Here is a 16,022-nt window from a genome sequence, read left to right as displayed (position 1 = left end):
TGCGTATAATCCCCCGCTCTATAACGCTACCTAGCATAGGAATAGCGTCATCCCAAATTTTGTGAGTACCCAATGTCGAAACTATTTTTCAAAGGCCGTATCGAAACAAGACAGAACCACGTTCTTGCTGGCTACAATGTAAACCGCGATGTTAAAGTGGGTACTGAAGAGTCACCAGTTGCGGTAATGGTTCAAACTGAAGCTCGTAAAGCAGAAGTTGAAGCAATCGCGGCCGAGCATTCAATCTTTGTTACTGTATCTGTTGATGCAACTAAAGAAGAAAACACGCTTGAGTTCGACACGTTGCTAAATAAGCCAAAAACAATGACGTTCGAAAAGACACCTAACCGTAACGACCCATGTTCTTGCGGTAGCGGTAAGAAATACAAGAAGTGTTGTGCATAAGACTTCTCACTCAAACTGCCAATAGCACGCTGAGTTAAGTAATGCCTAACGGGAAGATCATTGAGGTCTTCCCGTTTTTATTTGTCCAAGCCAAACTCAGTCTAGATTGTCTGGTGTTCGCAAATTGGTTCCACACTTTATACATTTATAATCACCGGTTCCGCCGCTTGAAGCTAATGACGATAAAATCATTCCCAGCAACCCTGGCTTCTTTACATCTTGTGGCGCTTTTTCGGCTTGGTTACTGAACATAGTGTACTTATGCAGTGTAAGTTCCTTACAGTTACAGCAGAACGCTCTCGTCTTCTCACTTCCATACATAATATCTATAGCCTTAACTTAAAGCACAAATTCAACACATGGCAAATATGCCACATGTTGAATTAAATCTAAATATTTTCATGAAGTTATGAGCAAATTAAAGCGTTTCAAAGAAAGGTAAGCTCTCACCTGTTAAGTGACGTGTTGGCGGACAAAGTTATTCAATTCAGTCACGCTTCTGATGATGTAAACCTCTTTCTCTTTAGCGCGCAATTCTAACTGCGCTCTAAAGTCATCATTCCAAAATTTAGGGCACAGCTTTAGTGTCTTATAACTTTGTATCGTGCCTTTTATCACTGAACTTCCATCAGGCCAACCTTCAGGTTTAACAAATAAACCTTTGAGCATTCTCTTAGTCACAAACCAGTAGCTAGTTGAATAAGGAAGGTCGATATAAACCAAGGTATCAGCTACATCTAACCGTGTGTTAAACGAGCCTAGAGGGCCAAAACCATCGATGATCCAGCGTTCTGACTTAAGTATGCTCTCATGAGCTTGCTCGAATACTTCACGTTCAACAAACTCTCCGTTGGCCTTATAAACAATAGAGTCCAACTGGTGAAGCTCTATCCCTGTAGCTAGAGCTAACGCCTTGCTGATTGTGGACTTTCCACTCCCAGGCTTGCCAAAAACCGAGACCTTTTTCATATGACTTCCTCTATTCAGATAAAACCCATAAGACAGCGACAAAAAACCCACCTTACGGGTGGGTTTGATAAACAAAGCGCATCAACAATCCCACCATTCCTATGGAATGATGGTAATTCGTTGGTTAGATGACGCTAAATTCAGTTTCATAACACTACTTTTATATATTGTTGCTTAGTTGTCAATGCAGCCAAACGTTGATTGGGAAGCTATATCATCGTCAAGTCGCACCCATTAATGGTCTAAATGAGTGCTTATTGGCTCGGTTATTCAGCTTTCGCCACTGTCGCTTCTGAAAGCTTGCTTAGTACACCCGATATCTTCTTAACCACTTCGTCACAGCCATTGATTGCGTGACGCTCTACCAAGTAATTAGGATCGTTGTAAGATAGCCATACTTCTTTATTAGAATCCTCAGTGACTAACACCTTCTGCGGTAAGTCTATCGCGACATCTTGAGCGCATTGCATTAATGGTGTCCCTACTTTTGGGTTACCAAAGATGATGACTTCCGTTGGTCTCAATTCAAGATCGACCTTACTCGCATTTTTCTGATGGTCGATTCTCGCAAACAAGGTCAAACCTTTGCTTTTGGCGATTTCTTCAAAGCGGTCAGCAGTCTCTTTCACTGAGTAATTACTTTGGTATTTAATCAAACCATCAGAAGCCGCAGCTGAAAATGATGCCGAGAGTAAAATGGCGCATAGTGGTAGTAATTTTTTCATCGTCACCTCTGAGATTTAACCTAATCAAACTTACATTCATAGCGCCACTTCCAAAATCAGCGACGTAACCCATGTCAGTATAGACGCGTTTCCATTCTCAGTTTGCAGAGAGGATCACTTTTCTAATGCGTCTTATTATCATCAGTTTAGGCTAACTCGACGCTAACCATTGGCTTTGAAGCTTGAATGTCTGGTCATCAAAATCAATAGTGCCTTGCACACCTAGTGGCGTGACTAGCATAGGATGGGTGTGGCAACTGTCGAAGCCATACAGGATCGGGACATTTTTACCGTTCAACACTTCAAGAAGTACATCGAGGGGTGTTCGCCCTGTCCCTTTGTCATCAAAGAGCTCATGTTTGCCGAGTACAATAGCGCCTACTTTATCGAATACTCCGCAAGCCAATAAGTGTGCGAATGAACGCTCTACCGCTTCAATGCCTTTTAGTGAATCTTCAATAAGGAGAATATCGCCAGGCTGAATTTCTGGCATGTATTCACTGCCCCAAATCCCCGCCATGGTACTCAGATTGCCACCAATCACGCGACCGCTTACTTGACCTATTCCCATGAAGTGCCATTCGTTATTGTAAACTGGCTTTGCCGAATCTTGAGTTTCCCAGTCGTGTTTGATGTCCGTCCAACTCTCAGGCATCGTGTACTGATGTTGGCTTGAATCCGAACATAAGATGTCAGTAAATGATTGGAAGGTTTCGTCGACTAACGGCGGGAACTCACCAAATGACGCGACGAGTGCTGGACCATAGAAAGTCACCAATCCAGTTTTGGCGTAGATGCCTAACAGTAATGCGGTGGCATCTGAATAGCCGACGATGATCTTAGGGTCGTTTCTAAGGGCATCATAATCGATGTATGGCAACAGTGAGTTGCTGTTGTTACCACCAATGGTCGACATAATGCAGCGCACGTCTGGGTCTCGAATGAGCTGGTTGAGTTCTTCGGCTCGTGCTTGAATGGAACCAGAACGATACCCTTCTGACTCTCCAGTTAACGAACCTTCAACCAGAATGAAGCCCTGCTCTTCCAAATAGCGTTTAGAACGAGCAAACCGTTTAGGAGCAAAGACAGTTGCAGGCGATGACGGTGAGAAAAATCCGATTTTGTCACCGATATTTAAAGTTTTTGGGTATATCACTCGTTTGTCCTCCATAACAAAGTAAGAATAATACGCCTGATTGAAACTCATTAATTATTAAAGCTAACTAGTTCTTTAAGCTAATTGATTTTGGGGATTAGCGCTCGAAAATTAGGGTTGAATCAAATTTTCATACCCAATTAATGCCACGACTTAGTCCCACACTTTTCACATTGGTATTCATAATCACTGTCGACATAAAAACCGGGAACGTTATTGTCACCTTTAAACAATAACGTCATCAGGTACTCCATCAACACGCCTAACTTCCATTGTTTTTTTTCAGATTCAGCGTCCGCTTTAGATTCAGCATCGGAAGAGTTAACTGCAAGGTGTGGGGTCAGTGCGTTGCACTGTTCACAGTGATAAGGGTGTTTAATATACTTATTATCAAGCATTTATATAAACCAACTAATATTTATAAAGTTTATGCATACTAACAACTTATCACTCGGTTCTCGAACTTATTGTTGTCCATTAGAGTTTTATTAGAAAGAAATGAGACACAAGATAATACCATGTGTCATGCATCTACTTTAATTGGCATTGCGGTGTTCAATAGCAGAACAAAAAGAGTAACCGTGTATCGTTTGAAATTTAGTTAAGCGCTTTAATTAGAACCGTGTATTTCCACAGGTTTGCTTCATCTTCTCCAAGCCCGATACTTGCTTCTCCACCCTCTTTATCAAGAATAAAAACAGGCATCTCACGACTAGACTCACCATTTTCATAATCGCATGACATTTTGGCCTCTAATAGAATAGCGTTAGCTTCATGCTTAGAAAGAACACCCGAATAAATGCATTCTTCAATTTGAGATGAGACTTCCTGTCCGAAAGAGTCGAACTTAAAGGTTGGGAAGTTGAGTTTTGATTCAGAATCCTCGATAGTGACCGACACTTGGTAATCGATCGCTTCAATATTGGTTGCAAATGCACTACCAGAAACACTAAGCAACAATAAAGCTAAAGCAGTGGTTTTCATGTGGTTCTTATTCCTTTAACAATGGGCTTGCTACGCTGAAGTAACACTATGAATTCTCGAGTTTAATTTAAACGTTGTTAGGTTGAAACTTCTTTGTCATTCCTTGGCAAGATAGTTAATTTTTACTTTAATAGCCCTTTGTCCGCAGCCCCTTCAAGTTGCACTTCTAGCTCTTTCCATAGAGCACGACTGCCTTTAGAAATACGCTCGCCATTAAAGGTCAGTACTTTATCTTTAGATATGTTGTGCTTCTTCCAGCTGTGACCGCCTCCATGGATGTTATGAAGCAAAGGTGGCACTCTATCGATCGCCTTACCAAATCTGGCTTCCGGTGACTCACCCGCTTCGAACTCAAGCCATAGATCCAAGTACTCAGTGCTTAAATGGCTCGGCAATGATTTCAGCAAGCGCTCGACGCAGTTTCTCTCTTTGAGCTTGTTTTCTTCGGTTTCACTGGCATAAATGATGGTGTCTCCGGCATCGATTTCCCCAAGGTCATGAATCAGCAACATCTTCATCACTCGCGTAATATCGATTTCTTCATTGGCATAGCCTTTCAACATGAGCGCGCTCAAACAGACATGCCAACTGTGCTCAGCGGAGTTTTCATATCGAGCCAATCCAACTGGCTTTGTTTGTCGATGAACATCCTTTAATTTTTCAATTTCGACCATGAATTGCAGAATGCCTTTTATTTCTTCCACGATGAGCTTCCTTAACTTAAGTTGATGATTTGGCGATACGGAGGGTTAACAGAGCTACAGAGAACCGTTACTCCCAATCAACCGACATTTTGTAATACGCGACACCCGATTTTTCAAATTCAGAGCCTTCTACAGCCATCCCAAACTTTTGATAAAAACCTAAAGCCGTTGTACGTGCATCGCACCAAAAGTATTGGATGTTTAAATCTTTGAGGTTAGAGATCGCATGCTCAATCACGTTGGAACCGATTCCCTGCCCTTGGAATTCAGGCAGCGTAGCAAACTTTCTCAACCTAGCTTCATTGTCTTGAATATAGATAGATGCGACACATACCAGCAGCTCACCAACAAACGCGCCGTAATGCGTTGCTTGTTCGTCATCTGGCACCATGCAAAACGACATCGGTTTATCAGGCCAAAGCACTTGATGCCTAACCGGAAGTACCTCAATCGCTGAAAGCTGTTTTATTTCCATATTCTCTGTTTAAACTCCCGACTTGATTACCCTTGTTGTAATTGCAGGGCTTGTTATTACTAAGCTTATTATTACCAAGCTTAGTAAGTCATTAAGTGATAACGCTCTAATCCCTCTCCCTCTGTGGACGAGATAACAAAGCCTTGCGACTGATAAAAGCCAATCGCATTTTCATTGGCAGTCAAACACTTCAATGTCAGACCAGAGTAATGTTGTTTGCTGGTATTGAGTAAAGCAGAACCAGCCCCAGAACGTAGCGTTCGCGGGCAAACATAGAGGTGATGGATGAAGCTTTCAGGTATCCAAATAGAGGCAAAACCTAAAACCTTATTGCCAGAAACAGCGACCCATATTTGCTCACCTTCTGTATCTAAGTCGAAATCGGATAACTTAAAACCGTTAGTATCAGCCCAATGAAAGGTTTTCTGTCTCGATTCTAAATAGATTGCCTGTAAAGCGGTTAAATACTTGGGATGATACTTTGTGACTTCCATGTCGCTCCTGTCAATCCGTATGACTAGAATTAGGGTTGTTGACTAAGCTATTCTACCTATTAGCCATAGGGTGTTCAGGGTTTAACTGAAGCAGATCCCACAAGTTACCGTAAAGATCTTCAAACACAGCAACGGTACCGTAGCCTTGCTCTTTTGGCTCTCGGACAAAGTTAATACCCAAAGATGTCATGCGTTCGTAATCACGCCAGAAGTCATCGGTGTTTAAGAATAGGAATACACGTCCACCAGCTTGGTTGCCGATGAAATCAAGTTGCTCTGGCTTGGAAGCTCTAGCAAGTAACAGGCTCACACCGGTTGAATTTGGTGGAGCAACAACAACCCAGCGCTTATCTTCTTCTGGTAGATACGTGTCTTCGATGAGATCAAACTTAAGCTTGTTTACATAGAAATCAAGCGCTTCATCGTAGTCTTTTACCACGAGTGCAATGTGGACAATATTCTGTTTCATAACATACCTTGTTGGGGTTTTAGCTGCGTGGAATGATGCCATGAAGCCGGCAAAGACACTAGGTGTCGTATCATAAATCGCAGTATCTCGTCCTTCACAATCTAAAGGCTATGTATCACCTATAATTCCCAGAATCCGAGCTCGACGCCACCTTGAATAACAATTGCACACATGCCGTGACGTGGTAACTCTACTGGCGGTACTGCGATTTCGGCGCCTAGTTTCTCGGCTGCATTTACTGCAGACTGAATATCCTCAACCAGCGTGTAATGTCGAACAGTTGGTTCTTCAGTTTCACTAAGCGGTGCTCGAATACCTATTACCCCACCATTAGATAGCTTTGCAGTGCGCGCCCCACCAAGGTTCACATCAGCACCACTGAATTTCACGTTATAGAGCTGAGCGTATGTTGCACAAACAACATCGACTCCTGGAGTAACCACTTCAAGGTATTGAACTTTCATCAAATTTCCTTTTCGTATTTTTTAAGACTCTTAATCTGCAGACAGCTGTGCAGGTATTTCTCATCAACAGTTAATCAGAACTAAGCGATTCGACCGCGCATGATAAATTGCGGGCCTGCTGCGCCACCTAAATACTGTTCATTGGTATCTTCGAAGCCACCTTTCTGATAACAGTTAAATGCTGCGGGATTTTTGCAATTCACGGTTAAATAAATCGACTCATACGCTGAGTAATTCGCTTGTAAATACGGAAACAATGCCTTCACCGTGCCTGTTCCTAAACCTTTACCTTGCTGATTTTTATCAAGCACAAAAGCTCTTAACCCAATGCTTCCTTCAGGGCAAAACTCATAAGAATCTGCGTAAGCGATATCAAGCTTAAAGAAACCAACAACTTCGTTATCAGACTTAATCACGTGCAAGTGCGTCGTTGCACTGCCGTCTAATAAAAACTCCGCAGCTGTGCCAGCGAACTTAACCTGTTCATCGGCGAGTTGGATGGCCTGAACTAACGCCATATGTGATTCTTCAAGCTTTTCGATAGCTATCATTGTTGTTCCTTCTATACAACACGCACGAAAAACCGACTAAAGCTCATCGCTAGTATCTCGAGAACCGTAGTTTGGGAAGTTGATATTAAGAACATTATTGTCCTCAAGAGTGAATAGCACACTTCCATTCTCTACACCGGTTTCGTTTCTATCTGAACAGCCGAGAAATAGCTCCCAATCAAACGAATATTGAAGTCGGTATTGATTCGAATTGATGTGTAGAACGTCTTTGATTTTAATGCCGTTCACCACATGTGCCATATCATCGATGTATGACAGATCTGGGATTAACTTTTCTTCAAAGTCACTCTTATGCTCGGTTAAGAAATTGAGTAGCTCAGAACATAACTCGGAGCCATGAACCAATGATTTAGACAGACTAGAAAACAACATTTCTAAATACTCCAAGGATTTTTTGATATTAGACGGATGCGCGCGAACCTGTTGCAAATTCAAGCTCAGCCAACGCTAACTTATAAGGCTAAACGTTACTATTATCCGAGCTATTAAACGAGTACATTCGAACTTCATCTCGAGGAAACCAGCCCAACTTTTCGTAAAACTGTTGAGCATTGATGTTGTCGTTATAAACAAACAAGTGAGTCTTGGGGATACCTAGCCCTGCAAGTGCGTTGACCGCCTCTGCGACAAGCTTACAACCTAACTTTTGCCCTCTGAAGTTGGCCGAGACAGCTAAATGTTGTAAATACCCACGACGTCCATCCGTTCCGACCAAGACAGCGCCAATGATCTCGCTGTTACTTTCAGCCACAAAACTCAGACCGGGGTTACGATCTAAATAGCTCGCAATGCTTTCTTTCGAATCGGAATCTCGAATACTCATGCCTTCTGTCTGGCACCACAACGCGATCACTGAGTCGTAATCTGAAATTGCCATTTCCCGAATGTTGACCACTCTACTCTCCTTGTTTAAGCAGGTACTTAGTTAGCCATGTTTCTCGTAGTAAGTAACCAATAATATTTATGTGTTAACGAATATCTTGGCTGAACCTAAAGAGATAACCGTCAGGAGTTTGAACGATGAACTGCTTCTGAGTCGCGATCGAATCCCCACATTGATAAGACTTTGACTCTAACGCTAAGTAAATAGAATCAGCGGCGCTTTCGTTAACTCTCTGATATAGAGGTTCGATATCGATAACATCCCATTGGAAGTTAACACCACGCCCTAACGGAAACTCCAGATCACCTGAAAGCCATTTTCGACTTTTTCCCGCAATCCCTTCAAGCATCACATCAACACCATTAAGCGTTAGATAAACAAACTCTTCATCTGGGCGCTCGTATTTCACTTCAAACCCCAACACATCGACAAAGAAGGATTTGCTCACATTAATATCGAAACAATAAAGCTCTGGAACTACTCGTAATGTCATGATTTACCTGTCTCATTATTTTATTGCTGATTAGTCATCTGCTTTTAATGCTAGAGGGCTATTGCGTTACTTTCTTTATTGGCTGACACACTAACAGCACGTAAAACAATGTAAAAGTAAGCACCATGGCACCTAAAGTGCTAAACCCTGCATAATTCATTGAAATCGAAACCGTAAAAGGGGCAATAAAAAAGAGTGAATAGTAATAAATAGTAAAAGGCTTCAATACTTGAGCGCATTGTTTACATGGCATGTGCTTGGAAGGATGTAGCTTCGATTTCTCTTTAATAGAAACCGACGCCCCACAATTTGGACACTTGAACATCGAACTTCTCCTTAATACGACCAAATCTACCGTTTCAATACTGCAAGGCGTAGTGAAAGTACCTTGTTAGTTGACTTAGTACGCTGCGCCGTTGATCTTACGAACTGGGATGCTTGCAAGCACTTCATTTTCGGCCATTCTCATGTTCACAGCCAAGATATCTGCGGAGCATTTCTCTGTCGTTACGTAATGCGTTAAACATCCACACAACTTGCAGCGATGAAATTCGACTTCTTTATCGCCCCAACAATAAAACTCAGTTTTATCGCTCAAGTTGATTTGAACTTGCTCCGGAGAAAAATACGCCCAAACGGCAGCATAACGACGACAGATAGAACAATTACACTCCCCGACTTCGTCTGGAAGCGAGCTCAGATCTAAGCTCACATTTCCACAGTGACACTTTAATTCCATTTGATTACTCCCTGTATTCACATAGCAACGGCCTAACAATTTGTTTTACTGCGCTAACTTCCCAAGGATGACCGGATCGTTAAGCAAATTCGTCAGAGGAAGAAACAGTGGTTCAGGTAACTCATCTAGTTTAAACCATTCCCATTGCTTACATTTATCAGGCTCAATCACCTGAGGCTCTCCGCTTGTGTCAGAAGCAACAACAAACAGCGTTATATAGTGCTTGTTCTCTTTCTCAAAAATATCATTGGTAAAAGTTAGCTTCTCAAATGCACTAACAACTAAGCCAGTCTCTTCGAGTGTTTCGCGTTTGGCACACTCTTCAATGCTCTCACCCCACTCAAGGTGTCCGCCCGGCGTTGCCCAAGTATGAGCCCCATGAGAACCAATTCGTTCTCCAAGTAGCACTCGCCCTTCACGTAGAATAACCGCAGCTACACCTACCCTTACTTCCTGACTCACTTAAAACTCCTTAACATTCTATCAATCAACCCCAAGGGAGCACTTTTACTTGCTGCCATCGGGCCTTATAACCAGCGGTCATTTTGTTGTAGTTCGCTTCTACCATTGCTCGCTTATTCGGTTTAATCAGCATATCAAACGCGTCCTCTACACCGTATGGTGCAAACAACTTGATATCGCCTGAATCATCCAGAGTAAACCCGATAGCAAACGCAGAGAGCCAAGACTCGATACCTTGCTCCGCACGTACGTACGGTTGAATGAAGCAACCGAACTTCTTAGCGTAATGCTCATGAATGGTCGCTTGGTTCTTTACGTCCACGTCGACACAATGACTTAACCGCGAACGAATGCGGTTTTTGAACTCATCTTCGGTGATAGCTGAGGTACTATTGAAATAGACAACATCGAAGTCTTTGACTTGGTCTAGAAGCGGTTTGTTTTCGATATCATTCCAGATGATTTGAGTGATAGCACCGCCTGCAATATAGAAGTTTGGCAAGCCCACCTCACGACATACGTTGGCTGTTTCGATTAGCTCAGGAACTTGTTGAATGAGGTTCTTTAGTTTTTGTTTATTCATCGTGACTTAAACACCCAGTAATGGTGCGTTTTGACAAAACGTATCGCCACTTCCCATATCGAACAAGATCTTTAGCGATTCAGTTTCAATATGCAGTGATAGTCCGCGCTCAACGGCTAAATCTTTCCTGTTATCCAGTCGAGAGTTATCAACCAGCGTCGTTATTTTCATAGTTCCCTTTTGATTCATTTACGAATCGCACATTGCCCAACGGAAATAAGGTCTTTGACCATCCATTCGCTCAACCTCTGCACCCAACCTTTTGTAGAAATCATGCGCTTTCTTATTATGTGGACTTGCCGTCCATGAGATGTGAGAGGCATATGATGACTCCGCTTGTGACTTTAAAGCCAACATAAGTTCACGGCCATACCCTTTTGATCTTTGATTTCCTGTAACCATTAGGTCGTCAAGCCAGATTGATGGCTCTCCACTGAAGGATGAATATCGATCGTGATACAGTGCGAAGCCAAAAGGCTCACAATTCCGTTCCAATATTAATGCATGGGCAAATGCGTAATCACCAAATAATGTGCGTTCGATTTTCTCTATAGTTGTCGAGATTTCACCACTAAACCCTTTCATACTCCGGTCAAAGTCAGCTTTTTGTTCAATAAACTCTAACAAGACACTTGAGTCTTCTTTCGTCGCAGTCCTTACGATCACTCTCTTCTCCATGGATGAATTTATTCGTTGTCGCCTAACGCCTGTTAATTGATGACAAATGCCACGCATTACAAATCAACTTGCTGCACCAATTAAGTTTTTTGTTTCGCAGACGTTATTGCTTTGGCTATCTTAGCCCTATGACTCGCTTCCCACTCAGCGAGTGTTAATGAAGCTTCGTCACTTGCTTTCTTTGAAGCCATTAGAAACACTTCATCTTTTCTTGATTTAGGAATAACGACAATACCCTCTACATCAGCAACAATGATATCTCCCGTAGAGACCTTTGCTCCCCCGCAAGAGATCGGAGCGCCCAATTCAGAATAGATCTCTTTCTTTCCCGGTACTGGATGAACACCTTTCGCAAAAACTGGAAACTTCATATCTGAAATTTCACTCAAATCTCGAATGACACCATCAATAATAAAACCTTTGATACCTCGACTCTTAGCGACTGCGCATACATTCCCACCGGCTACTGCATATTCGCTATCAACTCCATCCACTACAATGATGGAACCTTCTGGTGCTTCGTATATGGCTGAATGAAGCATTAAATTATCACCAGACGTTAACTGGACAGTAAACGCTTCTCCAAAAATTGGCGGCATTCCCTGCCAAAGAGGACCAATACTAAAATTAATAAAGTGGTCGTTACTTAGTATGTTTCCGTAATCGGTTGTCGCAAGTTTTGAAAAGTCTGACTTCATATTTTCACTCCATGTTTGAATGAAACCTGCCGGTCTATGTATGTTGCTTTATCTATTTAGGCTACCCGCTTAGTTTCTTAGACATATTGAAACCGGTAATCTCAAAGCCAACTTCTTTATACAACTTAAGCGCCCGCTCATTATGATATGCGACCCTCAGTTTTATTTGATTGATACCAATAGCGAGTAATTGGGTCTCTAACGCAGAAATGGATTGAGTACCATAACCTAGACCTCGATGTTCATTCGAAATGAAGAAGTCATAGATAAACGTAGATTTATCCCCAATATTTACTGAGTGCCATAGGTAACCCACAAGCTTACATTCACCATCGACTTCAGCATCAATGCATAATAGCGAATGCTCATTGCCCTCTAGTCCATTAGGGAAGCTGCGATGCAAGTCCTTCTTTGCCAATTCGACTGCAACGTCTAAAGAATGCCCATAGTTTCTAGCTATTTCCTGACTGTAATCGTCAATAAAATACTGACAATAAGCTGGATATTCGTCTTGGCGCATTCCTCTAAGTACTACCATGTTCATCCTTTATAAACGTTGAATTCAATTAGTAACATAACGCCCGCTTGAGCAGATGGCAACGCTACCAATGCTCTCAAATTTAACACCTAACCCACTTAGGTTAAAACGAGTGGAAACACCAATACCGCCGCATGCCCAAAATGCCACGCGTACCGAATCGCGCCTAAGTTGTTTGTGATAACTAAACATCTTCGTTTACTCGCAGCTTAACTGGTCTACTGACACTTTCTGTGTCTAACGAAGGTTACAACCAAAGCCAGCAACGCAAGTAACTCAAAAAGCCAAAATAGAGGAATAAGCCCGAATGGCTCAACCAACACACCATTTTCATCTACGTATGAACCGATGGTGTTATAAGCAATGAAACACAAAAGACCACTAACGCAGAAAAGGAAACTGATTTTATACTTACGGAGAAAATTCATCGGAGCCTCAATATTTGAATATCTAAAATATCAGACACTTTATAAGAGAGCATGGTTCACTCCAATAAGCATAATTGGATAGACGTGTTATCGCCGCTTGAAGTGGCTGACATCACTCTTATATACCGAAATGGATGATAAACACTTGTTATGTGCTTTTTATTGAGGCCTATCTTCTGGGTTATCACGATACCAAGCTTCGAGCAGTTCCCGACCATAGATGACTTCTGTCTGCATATGCATGTAAAGAAGGAATGCAGCCAATAGAAAACTAACTCCATTCAACCACCTTAATGCTTGTTTACGCTCTGCATCATAGAAAAACATACTGACACCAACAAGCAAGAAAGGGTAACAACCTATAAGAAGTAACAACCAGCCAAGGTAACTTGATATTGCCATATCCGTCATTTCCGCCCCCGAAGAGCCATTAGAAAACTCAGTGTATATTAGAGTAACTATTCAGCTATTCGGAGTTCACACAATCGAGTTTCGAGGCACTTCAAATTGGGGGTTGAGGCTGGGAGATTAAGCGTGAACAACGCTACCACCTGACCGAAACCATTGCACCGCAAACACAAAACTCGACCGAAACTAAAAAATGCCGAGCTTTGTGAATTAGTCTTAAGCTAATAAAAACTAAGTGCTACTCTCTACTTTCAAAGTAGGCAAAAACCTCTGCACCAGTCATATTTTGTGTTTCATTTTTAAATTCGTAGTATTCAGGCTTTTCATCGATGAATATTTGATGAGTTAACTTGTAGTCATCCCCAGGCATCAATAACCCGACAGGAAGGTGATACTGATTATTTGGCACCAAAAAGTAAAACAAGTGCGTACCACATTTACCGCAGAACCCCCTCTCAGCCCAATCGGATGACTTATATCTCACTACATTTGATTCACCTGATATTTTAACTGAGTCAGCGCAATCAATGACTAACATCGGACCGCCAGACCAATTTCTACACATACTACAATGACAAGCCCCCAATTCATTACTGGCGTACTCTACTTCCAACTCAACCGAGCCACATAGGCACTTTCCTTTACCTTTCATGAATCCTCCAATCTTTGTAATGTGTGTAAAATTAATAACAGCTAACGCTTTTTATACCGATGACTTAATAAGAAAAGGCTATTTTTTGTTTCCCTTATCCGACAGATACGCGGCATACTTTTTAGAGATCCATTTATGAATATGAAGCCCTGTTTTACGAAAAAGATACAAATCTATAGCAGCTAGAATCACCAAACCGATTACAGTTCCCATGATAAAACCTCCGTGCACACTGAAATGCCACTCTAACAAATAGTTAAGAAAAGCACCGTGAACCTAAACAAACTATTAATACTAGATATCGATGGTTACTTTCACTCGGGGAGAATGACGAGGCAACGCTTAGCCAAACTGTGAGTGAATGTGTGCCATGTCTGAGCGAAGCGAGTTCGGCACGCGTTTACGAATCAGATTTAGGCGCCTCGTTATATGTTTTACTTACTAATCTGCCAAGCAATTACACCACTAGCAATAAGTAAAAATATACCTATCAATCCGACATTAACGGCAAAACTTACTTTATTACTTTATTACTTTCGTCTTGAAAGTCATTGGTTCGGGACACAAGTTCACGATGAATCATTAACGACAAAAAGTCTTGATTAGCTGGATTGTTACCATCAAATGTAATGCCGGCCAATACAACAAGTAAAACACCGCTATATGCAATGTAGTCAACCAAGTCTATTGTGGATAGGTAATTAAAAAAATTGCGAGAAATTAGCAGAGCTACTGAAATCACAACAAGATAAGCTAAAATCCCTTTGAGAAAACTCTTCATTGAAACTCCCTGTACATATAACAGCTATCAGACAGAAAATTCTGCACTTAAATACTGACTAATTCTGTCTAGCTTCTAATATGCACAAGTAATATACAACTAAGCCATTGCATAACAATGAGTTATGTCACAGCTAATTTCAGGCGTGTGAAAAATCGCTTACTTTAGTTCATCAGGAATGCGGTGGTCTTTGTGGTAATACTCTCGATCGCGTTCGTTGATTTCGCGTACCACGCAGCATGGGTTTCCGACTGCGACGACATTAGCTGGGATGTCTTTGGTGACTATGCTGCCCGCTCCGATAACCGAGTTTTCACCAATGGTGACACCGGGAAGTACGACAGTGTGTGCGCCAAGCCATACGTTGTTGCCAATACGAACAGGAACATTGAACTGCGCTGCTTTTAGCCTGAGTTCTGGGCTGATGGGATGTGTGCCAGTGGCGATGGTCACGTTAGGCGCAATCATCACGTTGTCGCCGATGAATACGTCTGTGTCGTCGACCAGAGTTAGATTGAAGTTAACGTATACGTTGTTGCCTAAGTGGGTGTGACGCCCCCAGTTCGCGCGTAATGGCGGCTCGATGTAGCAGCCCTCACCGACTTCGGCGAACAGTTGCTTCATGATTTGCTGTCGTTTATCGCCTTCGCTCGGACGAGTGTGGTTGAAATCGTATAGCACTTCTAAGCATTGAATTTGCTCAGCAACCAAATCAACGTCGTCACAATAGTAAACGTCTTGGCTGTGCATTTTAGCCTTTATATCCATGTTTGAACCTATTTGATCATTGCCTTATGTCGGCATAAATAAAGAAACAGATGAATAATTTGAAGTTTTCACTGGCCTCAATGCAAGTTGGATGAATTAACGCGGCCTGATGTTTTCAGCCACACGCCACAGCACACCACTTGGGTCAGTGATACAAAACTCAAGCATTCCCCAAGGCTGCTCAACAACCTCGGAAACAGTAACTTCAAATTCCGACACTACATTAGAGTTTTGGATGTGTTGATACCAACTTTTTACGTCTTCAACCAGCAAGTGCATCATGTAATTGTGACAGTGCGCAGGTTCATAAAAATTTTGCAGAAGGAAGGCACAACTGCCGTGTCGTAGATAGGTGATATCGTGAAATTCAGACATCACTTCGAAGCCGATTGACTGGTAAAAACGTTTAGATAAATCGAAGTCTTTCGTGGGTACGAAAGACTTAATTTCTGAGACTTTGAGGTTTTCCATCCTACATCCTTATAGGGTTGATA

The 16,022-nt window shown here is 42.1% G+C and carries 27 protein-coding genes and 2 pseudogenes; 1 reads left to right on the top strand and 28 read right to left on the bottom strand.

The window, feature by feature from the left end:
* Nucleotides 1-72 precede the first annotated feature (72 nt).
* Complete coding sequence (locus tag DUN60_RS06235) at nucleotides 73-405, top strand: PBPRA1643 family SWIM/SEC-C metal-binding motif protein (protein WP_004733856.1); 333 nt, start codon at nucleotides 73-75, stop codon at nucleotides 403-405.
* A gap of 96 nt (nucleotides 406-501) precedes the next feature.
* Here the strand turns inward: DUN60_RS06235 and DUN60_RS06230 are convergent, their stop codons facing one another.
* The 28 genes and pseudogenes from DUN60_RS06230 to DUN60_RS06085 form a co-directional block, all read right to left on the bottom strand.
* Nucleotides 502-726 (bottom strand): hypothetical protein, encoded by a 225-nt coding sequence (locus DUN60_RS06230; protein ID WP_032555842.1) that lies wholly within the window; start codon nucleotides 724-726, stop codon nucleotides 502-504.
* A gap of 132 nt (nucleotides 727-858) precedes the next feature.
* On the bottom strand, nucleotides 859-1,374 hold the full coding sequence (locus tag DUN60_RS06225) for a P-loop NTPase family protein (RefSeq protein ID WP_114633509.1): 516 nt from the start codon (nucleotides 1,372-1,374) through the stop codon (nucleotides 859-861).
* Between the two features lie 266 nt (nucleotides 1,375-1,640).
* Nucleotides 1,641-2,099, bottom strand: a complete 459-nt coding sequence (locus DUN60_RS06220) for a DUF302 domain-containing protein (protein WP_029222242.1) — start codon at nucleotides 2,097-2,099, stop codon at nucleotides 1,641-1,643.
* 151 nt (nucleotides 2,100-2,250) lie between these two features.
* Nucleotides 2,251-3,255, bottom strand: coding sequence for a S66 family peptidase (locus DUN60_RS06215; RefSeq protein WP_114634305.1), 1,005 nt, complete (start codon nucleotides 3,253-3,255; stop codon nucleotides 2,251-2,253).
* 140 nt (nucleotides 3,256-3,395) lie between these two features.
* The gene (locus tag DUN60_RS06210; protein WP_065205258.1) at nucleotides 3,396-3,653 is read right to left on the bottom strand and encodes a hypothetical protein; all 258 of its coding nucleotides are present in this window, start codon (nucleotides 3,651-3,653) and stop codon (nucleotides 3,396-3,398) included.
* Between the two features lie 199 nt (nucleotides 3,654-3,852).
* Nucleotides 3,853-4,239, bottom strand: coding sequence for a hypothetical protein (locus DUN60_RS06205; protein ID WP_065205259.1), 387 nt, complete (start codon nucleotides 4,237-4,239; stop codon nucleotides 3,853-3,855).
* 122 nt (nucleotides 4,240-4,361) lie between these two features.
* The gene (locus DUN60_RS06200; protein ID WP_114633508.1) at nucleotides 4,362-4,943 is read right to left on the bottom strand and encodes an HD domain-containing protein; all 582 of its coding nucleotides are present in this window, start codon (nucleotides 4,941-4,943) and stop codon (nucleotides 4,362-4,364) included.
* Nucleotides 4,944-5,010: 67 nt separating this feature from the next.
* On the bottom strand, nucleotides 5,011-5,418 hold the full coding sequence (locus DUN60_RS06195) for a GNAT family N-acetyltransferase (RefSeq protein ID WP_114633507.1): 408 nt from the start codon (nucleotides 5,416-5,418) through the stop codon (nucleotides 5,011-5,013).
* An 80-nt stretch (nucleotides 5,419-5,498) separates the two neighbouring features.
* A complete protein-coding gene (locus DUN60_RS06190) occupies nucleotides 5,499-5,912 on the bottom strand; it encodes a GNAT family N-acetyltransferase (RefSeq protein ID WP_114633506.1) in 414 nt (137 codons plus the stop codon).
* Between the two features lie 52 nt (nucleotides 5,913-5,964).
* On the bottom strand, nucleotides 5,965-6,381 hold the full coding sequence (locus DUN60_RS06185; protein WP_017061801.1) for a VOC family protein: 417 nt from the start codon (nucleotides 6,379-6,381) through the stop codon (nucleotides 5,965-5,967).
* Nucleotides 6,382-6,500: 119 nt separating this feature from the next.
* Nucleotides 6,501-6,845 carry a VOC family protein gene (locus tag DUN60_RS06180; RefSeq protein WP_114633505.1) on the bottom strand — a complete coding sequence of 115 codons (345 nt, stop codon included), beginning with the start codon at nucleotides 6,843-6,845 and terminating at the stop codon, nucleotides 6,501-6,503.
* Between the two features lie 80 nt (nucleotides 6,846-6,925).
* Entirely contained in the window at nucleotides 6,926-7,396 is a 471-nt protein-coding gene (locus DUN60_RS06175) for a GNAT family N-acetyltransferase (RefSeq protein WP_114633504.1), read from the bottom strand.
* Nucleotides 7,397-7,432: 36 nt separating this feature from the next.
* Nucleotides 7,433-7,789, bottom strand: a complete 357-nt coding sequence (locus DUN60_RS06170) for a hypothetical protein (protein ID WP_114633503.1) — start codon at nucleotides 7,787-7,789, stop codon at nucleotides 7,433-7,435.
* Nucleotides 7,790-7,877: 88 nt separating this feature from the next.
* A complete protein-coding gene (locus tag DUN60_RS06165; protein ID WP_114633502.1) occupies nucleotides 7,878-8,312 on the bottom strand; it encodes a GNAT family N-acetyltransferase in 435 nt (144 codons plus the stop codon).
* A gap of 73 nt (nucleotides 8,313-8,385) precedes the next feature.
* The gene (locus DUN60_RS06160; protein ID WP_114633501.1) at nucleotides 8,386-8,793 is read right to left on the bottom strand and encodes a bleomycin resistance protein; all 408 of its coding nucleotides are present in this window, start codon (nucleotides 8,791-8,793) and stop codon (nucleotides 8,386-8,388) included.
* Between the two features lie 400 nt (nucleotides 8,794-9,193).
* Nucleotides 9,194-9,532 carry a GFA family protein gene (locus DUN60_RS06150; RefSeq protein WP_114633499.1) on the bottom strand — a complete coding sequence of 113 codons (339 nt, stop codon included), beginning with the start codon at nucleotides 9,530-9,532 and terminating at the stop codon, nucleotides 9,194-9,196.
* A gap of 45 nt (nucleotides 9,533-9,577) precedes the next feature.
* Nucleotides 9,578-9,994, bottom strand: coding sequence for a nucleotide triphosphate diphosphatase NUDT15 (locus DUN60_RS06145; RefSeq protein WP_114633498.1), 417 nt, complete (start codon nucleotides 9,992-9,994; stop codon nucleotides 9,578-9,580).
* Nucleotides 9,995-10,019: 25 nt separating this feature from the next.
* Entirely contained in the window at nucleotides 10,020-10,577 is a 558-nt protein-coding gene (locus DUN60_RS06140) for a nucleotidyltransferase family protein (protein WP_114633497.1), read from the bottom strand.
* A 9-nt stretch (nucleotides 10,578-10,586) separates the two neighbouring features.
* Nucleotides 10,587-10,748 (bottom strand): annotated as a pseudogene (locus DUN60_RS06135) (MBL fold metallo-hydrolase); the annotation flags it as partial.
* 18 nt (nucleotides 10,749-10,766) lie between these two features.
* Nucleotides 10,767-11,255: a GNAT family N-acetyltransferase gene (locus DUN60_RS06130; protein WP_114633496.1), complete on the bottom strand. Its 489-nt coding sequence runs from the start codon at nucleotides 11,253-11,255 to the stop codon at nucleotides 10,767-10,769.
* An 80-nt stretch (nucleotides 11,256-11,335) separates the two neighbouring features.
* Entirely contained in the window at nucleotides 11,336-11,953 is a 618-nt protein-coding gene (locus DUN60_RS06125) for an RraA family protein (protein WP_114633495.1), read from the bottom strand.
* A 61-nt stretch (nucleotides 11,954-12,014) separates the two neighbouring features.
* Nucleotides 12,015-12,491 (bottom strand): GNAT family N-acetyltransferase, encoded by a 477-nt coding sequence (locus DUN60_RS06120; protein WP_114633494.1) that lies wholly within the window; start codon nucleotides 12,489-12,491, stop codon nucleotides 12,015-12,017.
* A 218-nt stretch (nucleotides 12,492-12,709) separates the two neighbouring features.
* On the bottom strand, nucleotides 12,710-12,919 hold the full coding sequence (locus DUN60_RS06115; RefSeq protein ID WP_114633493.1) for a DUF3955 domain-containing protein: 210 nt from the start codon (nucleotides 12,917-12,919) through the stop codon (nucleotides 12,710-12,712).
* Between the two features lie 159 nt (nucleotides 12,920-13,078).
* Entirely contained in the window at nucleotides 13,079-13,330 is a 252-nt protein-coding gene (locus DUN60_RS06110) for a hypothetical protein (protein WP_004733888.1), read from the bottom strand.
* A 235-nt stretch (nucleotides 13,331-13,565) separates the two neighbouring features.
* Nucleotides 13,566-13,979 (bottom strand): GFA family protein, encoded by a 414-nt coding sequence (locus DUN60_RS06105; RefSeq protein ID WP_017078097.1) that lies wholly within the window; start codon nucleotides 13,977-13,979, stop codon nucleotides 13,566-13,568.
* Between the two features lie 434 nt (nucleotides 13,980-14,413).
* A pseudogene (locus tag DUN60_RS06095) lies at nucleotides 14,414-14,760 on the bottom strand (hypothetical protein).
* A gap of 159 nt (nucleotides 14,761-14,919) precedes the next feature.
* On the bottom strand, nucleotides 14,920-15,528 hold the full coding sequence (locus DUN60_RS06090) for a sugar O-acetyltransferase (protein WP_114633492.1): 609 nt from the start codon (nucleotides 15,526-15,528) through the stop codon (nucleotides 14,920-14,922).
* Nucleotides 15,529-15,624: 96 nt separating this feature from the next.
* Entirely contained in the window at nucleotides 15,625-15,999 is a 375-nt protein-coding gene (locus tag DUN60_RS06085; protein ID WP_114633491.1) for a VOC family protein, read from the bottom strand.
* Nucleotides 16,000-16,022 lie beyond the last annotated feature (23 nt).

This window comes from Vibrio splendidus (assembly GCF_003345295.1).
In the GTDB taxonomy this organism is placed as follows: domain Bacteria; phylum Pseudomonadota; class Gammaproteobacteria; order Enterobacterales; family Vibrionaceae; genus Vibrio; species Vibrio splendidus_K.
The sequence above is the reverse complement of the archived record's forward strand: the minus strand, read 5'-3'. Positions and strand labels throughout refer to the sequence as shown.

What these genes read in the sequence shown, in the direction of transcription:
- DUN60_RS06235 (WP_004733856.1), top strand. Translation starts at nt 73, where the DNA reads ATGTCGAAACTATTTTTCAAAGGCCGTATCGAAACAAGACAGAACCAC.
- DUN60_RS06230 (WP_032555842.1), bottom strand. Translation starts at nt 726, where the DNA reads ATGTATGGAAGTGAGAAGACGAGAGCGTTCTGCTGTAACTGTAAGGAA.
- DUN60_RS06225 (WP_114633509.1), bottom strand. Translation starts at nt 1,374, where the DNA reads ATGAAAAAGGTCTCGGTTTTTGGCAAGCCTGGGAGTGGAAAGTCCACA.
- DUN60_RS06220 (WP_029222242.1), bottom strand. Translation starts at nt 2,099, where the DNA reads ATGAAAAAATTACTACCACTATGCGCCATTTTACTCTCGGCATCATTT.
- DUN60_RS06210 (WP_065205258.1), bottom strand. Translation starts at nt 3,653, where the DNA reads ATGCTTGATAATAAGTATATTAAACACCCTTATCACTGTGAACAGTGC.
- DUN60_RS06205 (WP_065205259.1), bottom strand. Translation starts at nt 4,239, where the DNA reads ATGAAAACCACTGCTTTAGCTTTATTGTTGCTTAGTGTTTCTGGTAGT.
- DUN60_RS06195 (WP_114633507.1), bottom strand. Translation starts at nt 5,418, where the DNA reads ATGGAAATAAAACAGCTTTCAGCGATTGAGGTACTTCCGGTTAGGCAT.
- DUN60_RS06190 (WP_114633506.1), bottom strand. Translation starts at nt 5,912, where the DNA reads ATGGAAGTCACAAAGTATCATCCCAAGTATTTAACCGCTTTACAGGCA.
- DUN60_RS06185 (WP_017061801.1), bottom strand. Translation starts at nt 6,381, where the DNA reads ATGAAACAGAATATTGTCCACATTGCACTCGTGGTAAAAGACTACGAT.
- DUN60_RS06180 (WP_114633505.1), bottom strand. Translation starts at nt 6,845, where the DNA reads ATGAAAGTTCAATACCTTGAAGTGGTTACTCCAGGAGTCGATGTTGTT.
- DUN60_RS06175 (WP_114633504.1), bottom strand. Translation starts at nt 7,396, where the DNA reads ATGATAGCTATCGAAAAGCTTGAAGAATCACATATGGCGTTAGTTCAG.
- DUN60_RS06170 (WP_114633503.1), bottom strand. Translation starts at nt 7,789, where the DNA reads ATGTTGTTTTCTAGTCTGTCTAAATCATTGGTTCATGGCTCCGAGTTA.
- DUN60_RS06160 (WP_114633501.1), bottom strand. Translation starts at nt 8,793, where the DNA reads ATGACATTACGAGTAGTTCCAGAGCTTTATTGTTTCGATATTAATGTG.
- DUN60_RS06150 (WP_114633499.1), bottom strand. Translation starts at nt 9,532, where the DNA reads ATGGAATTAAAGTGTCACTGTGGAAATGTGAGCTTAGATCTGAGCTCG.
- DUN60_RS06140 (WP_114633497.1), bottom strand. Translation starts at nt 10,577, where the DNA reads ATGAATAAACAAAAACTAAAGAACCTCATTCAACAAGTTCCTGAGCTA.
- DUN60_RS06130 (WP_114633496.1), bottom strand. Translation starts at nt 11,255, where the DNA reads ATGGAGAAGAGAGTGATCGTAAGGACTGCGACGAAAGAAGACTCAAGT.
- DUN60_RS06125 (WP_114633495.1), bottom strand. Translation starts at nt 11,953, where the DNA reads ATGAAGTCAGACTTTTCAAAACTTGCGACAACCGATTACGGAAACATA.
- DUN60_RS06120 (WP_114633494.1), bottom strand. Translation starts at nt 12,491, where the DNA reads ATGGTAGTACTTAGAGGAATGCGCCAAGACGAATATCCAGCTTATTGT.
- DUN60_RS06115 (WP_114633493.1), bottom strand. Translation starts at nt 12,919, where the DNA reads ATGAATTTTCTCCGTAAGTATAAAATCAGTTTCCTTTTCTGCGTTAGT.
- DUN60_RS06110 (WP_004733888.1), bottom strand. Translation starts at nt 13,330, where the DNA reads ATGACGGATATGGCAATATCAAGTTACCTTGGCTGGTTGTTACTTCTT.
- DUN60_RS06105 (WP_017078097.1), bottom strand. Translation starts at nt 13,979, where the DNA reads ATGAAAGGTAAAGGAAAGTGCCTATGTGGCTCGGTTGAGTTGGAAGTA.
- DUN60_RS06090 (WP_114633492.1), bottom strand. Translation starts at nt 15,528, where the DNA reads ATGGATATAAAGGCTAAAATGCACAGCCAAGACGTTTACTATTGTGAC.
- DUN60_RS06085 (WP_114633491.1), bottom strand. Translation starts at nt 15,999, where the DNA reads ATGGAAAACCTCAAAGTCTCAGAAATTAAGTCTTTCGTACCCACGAAA.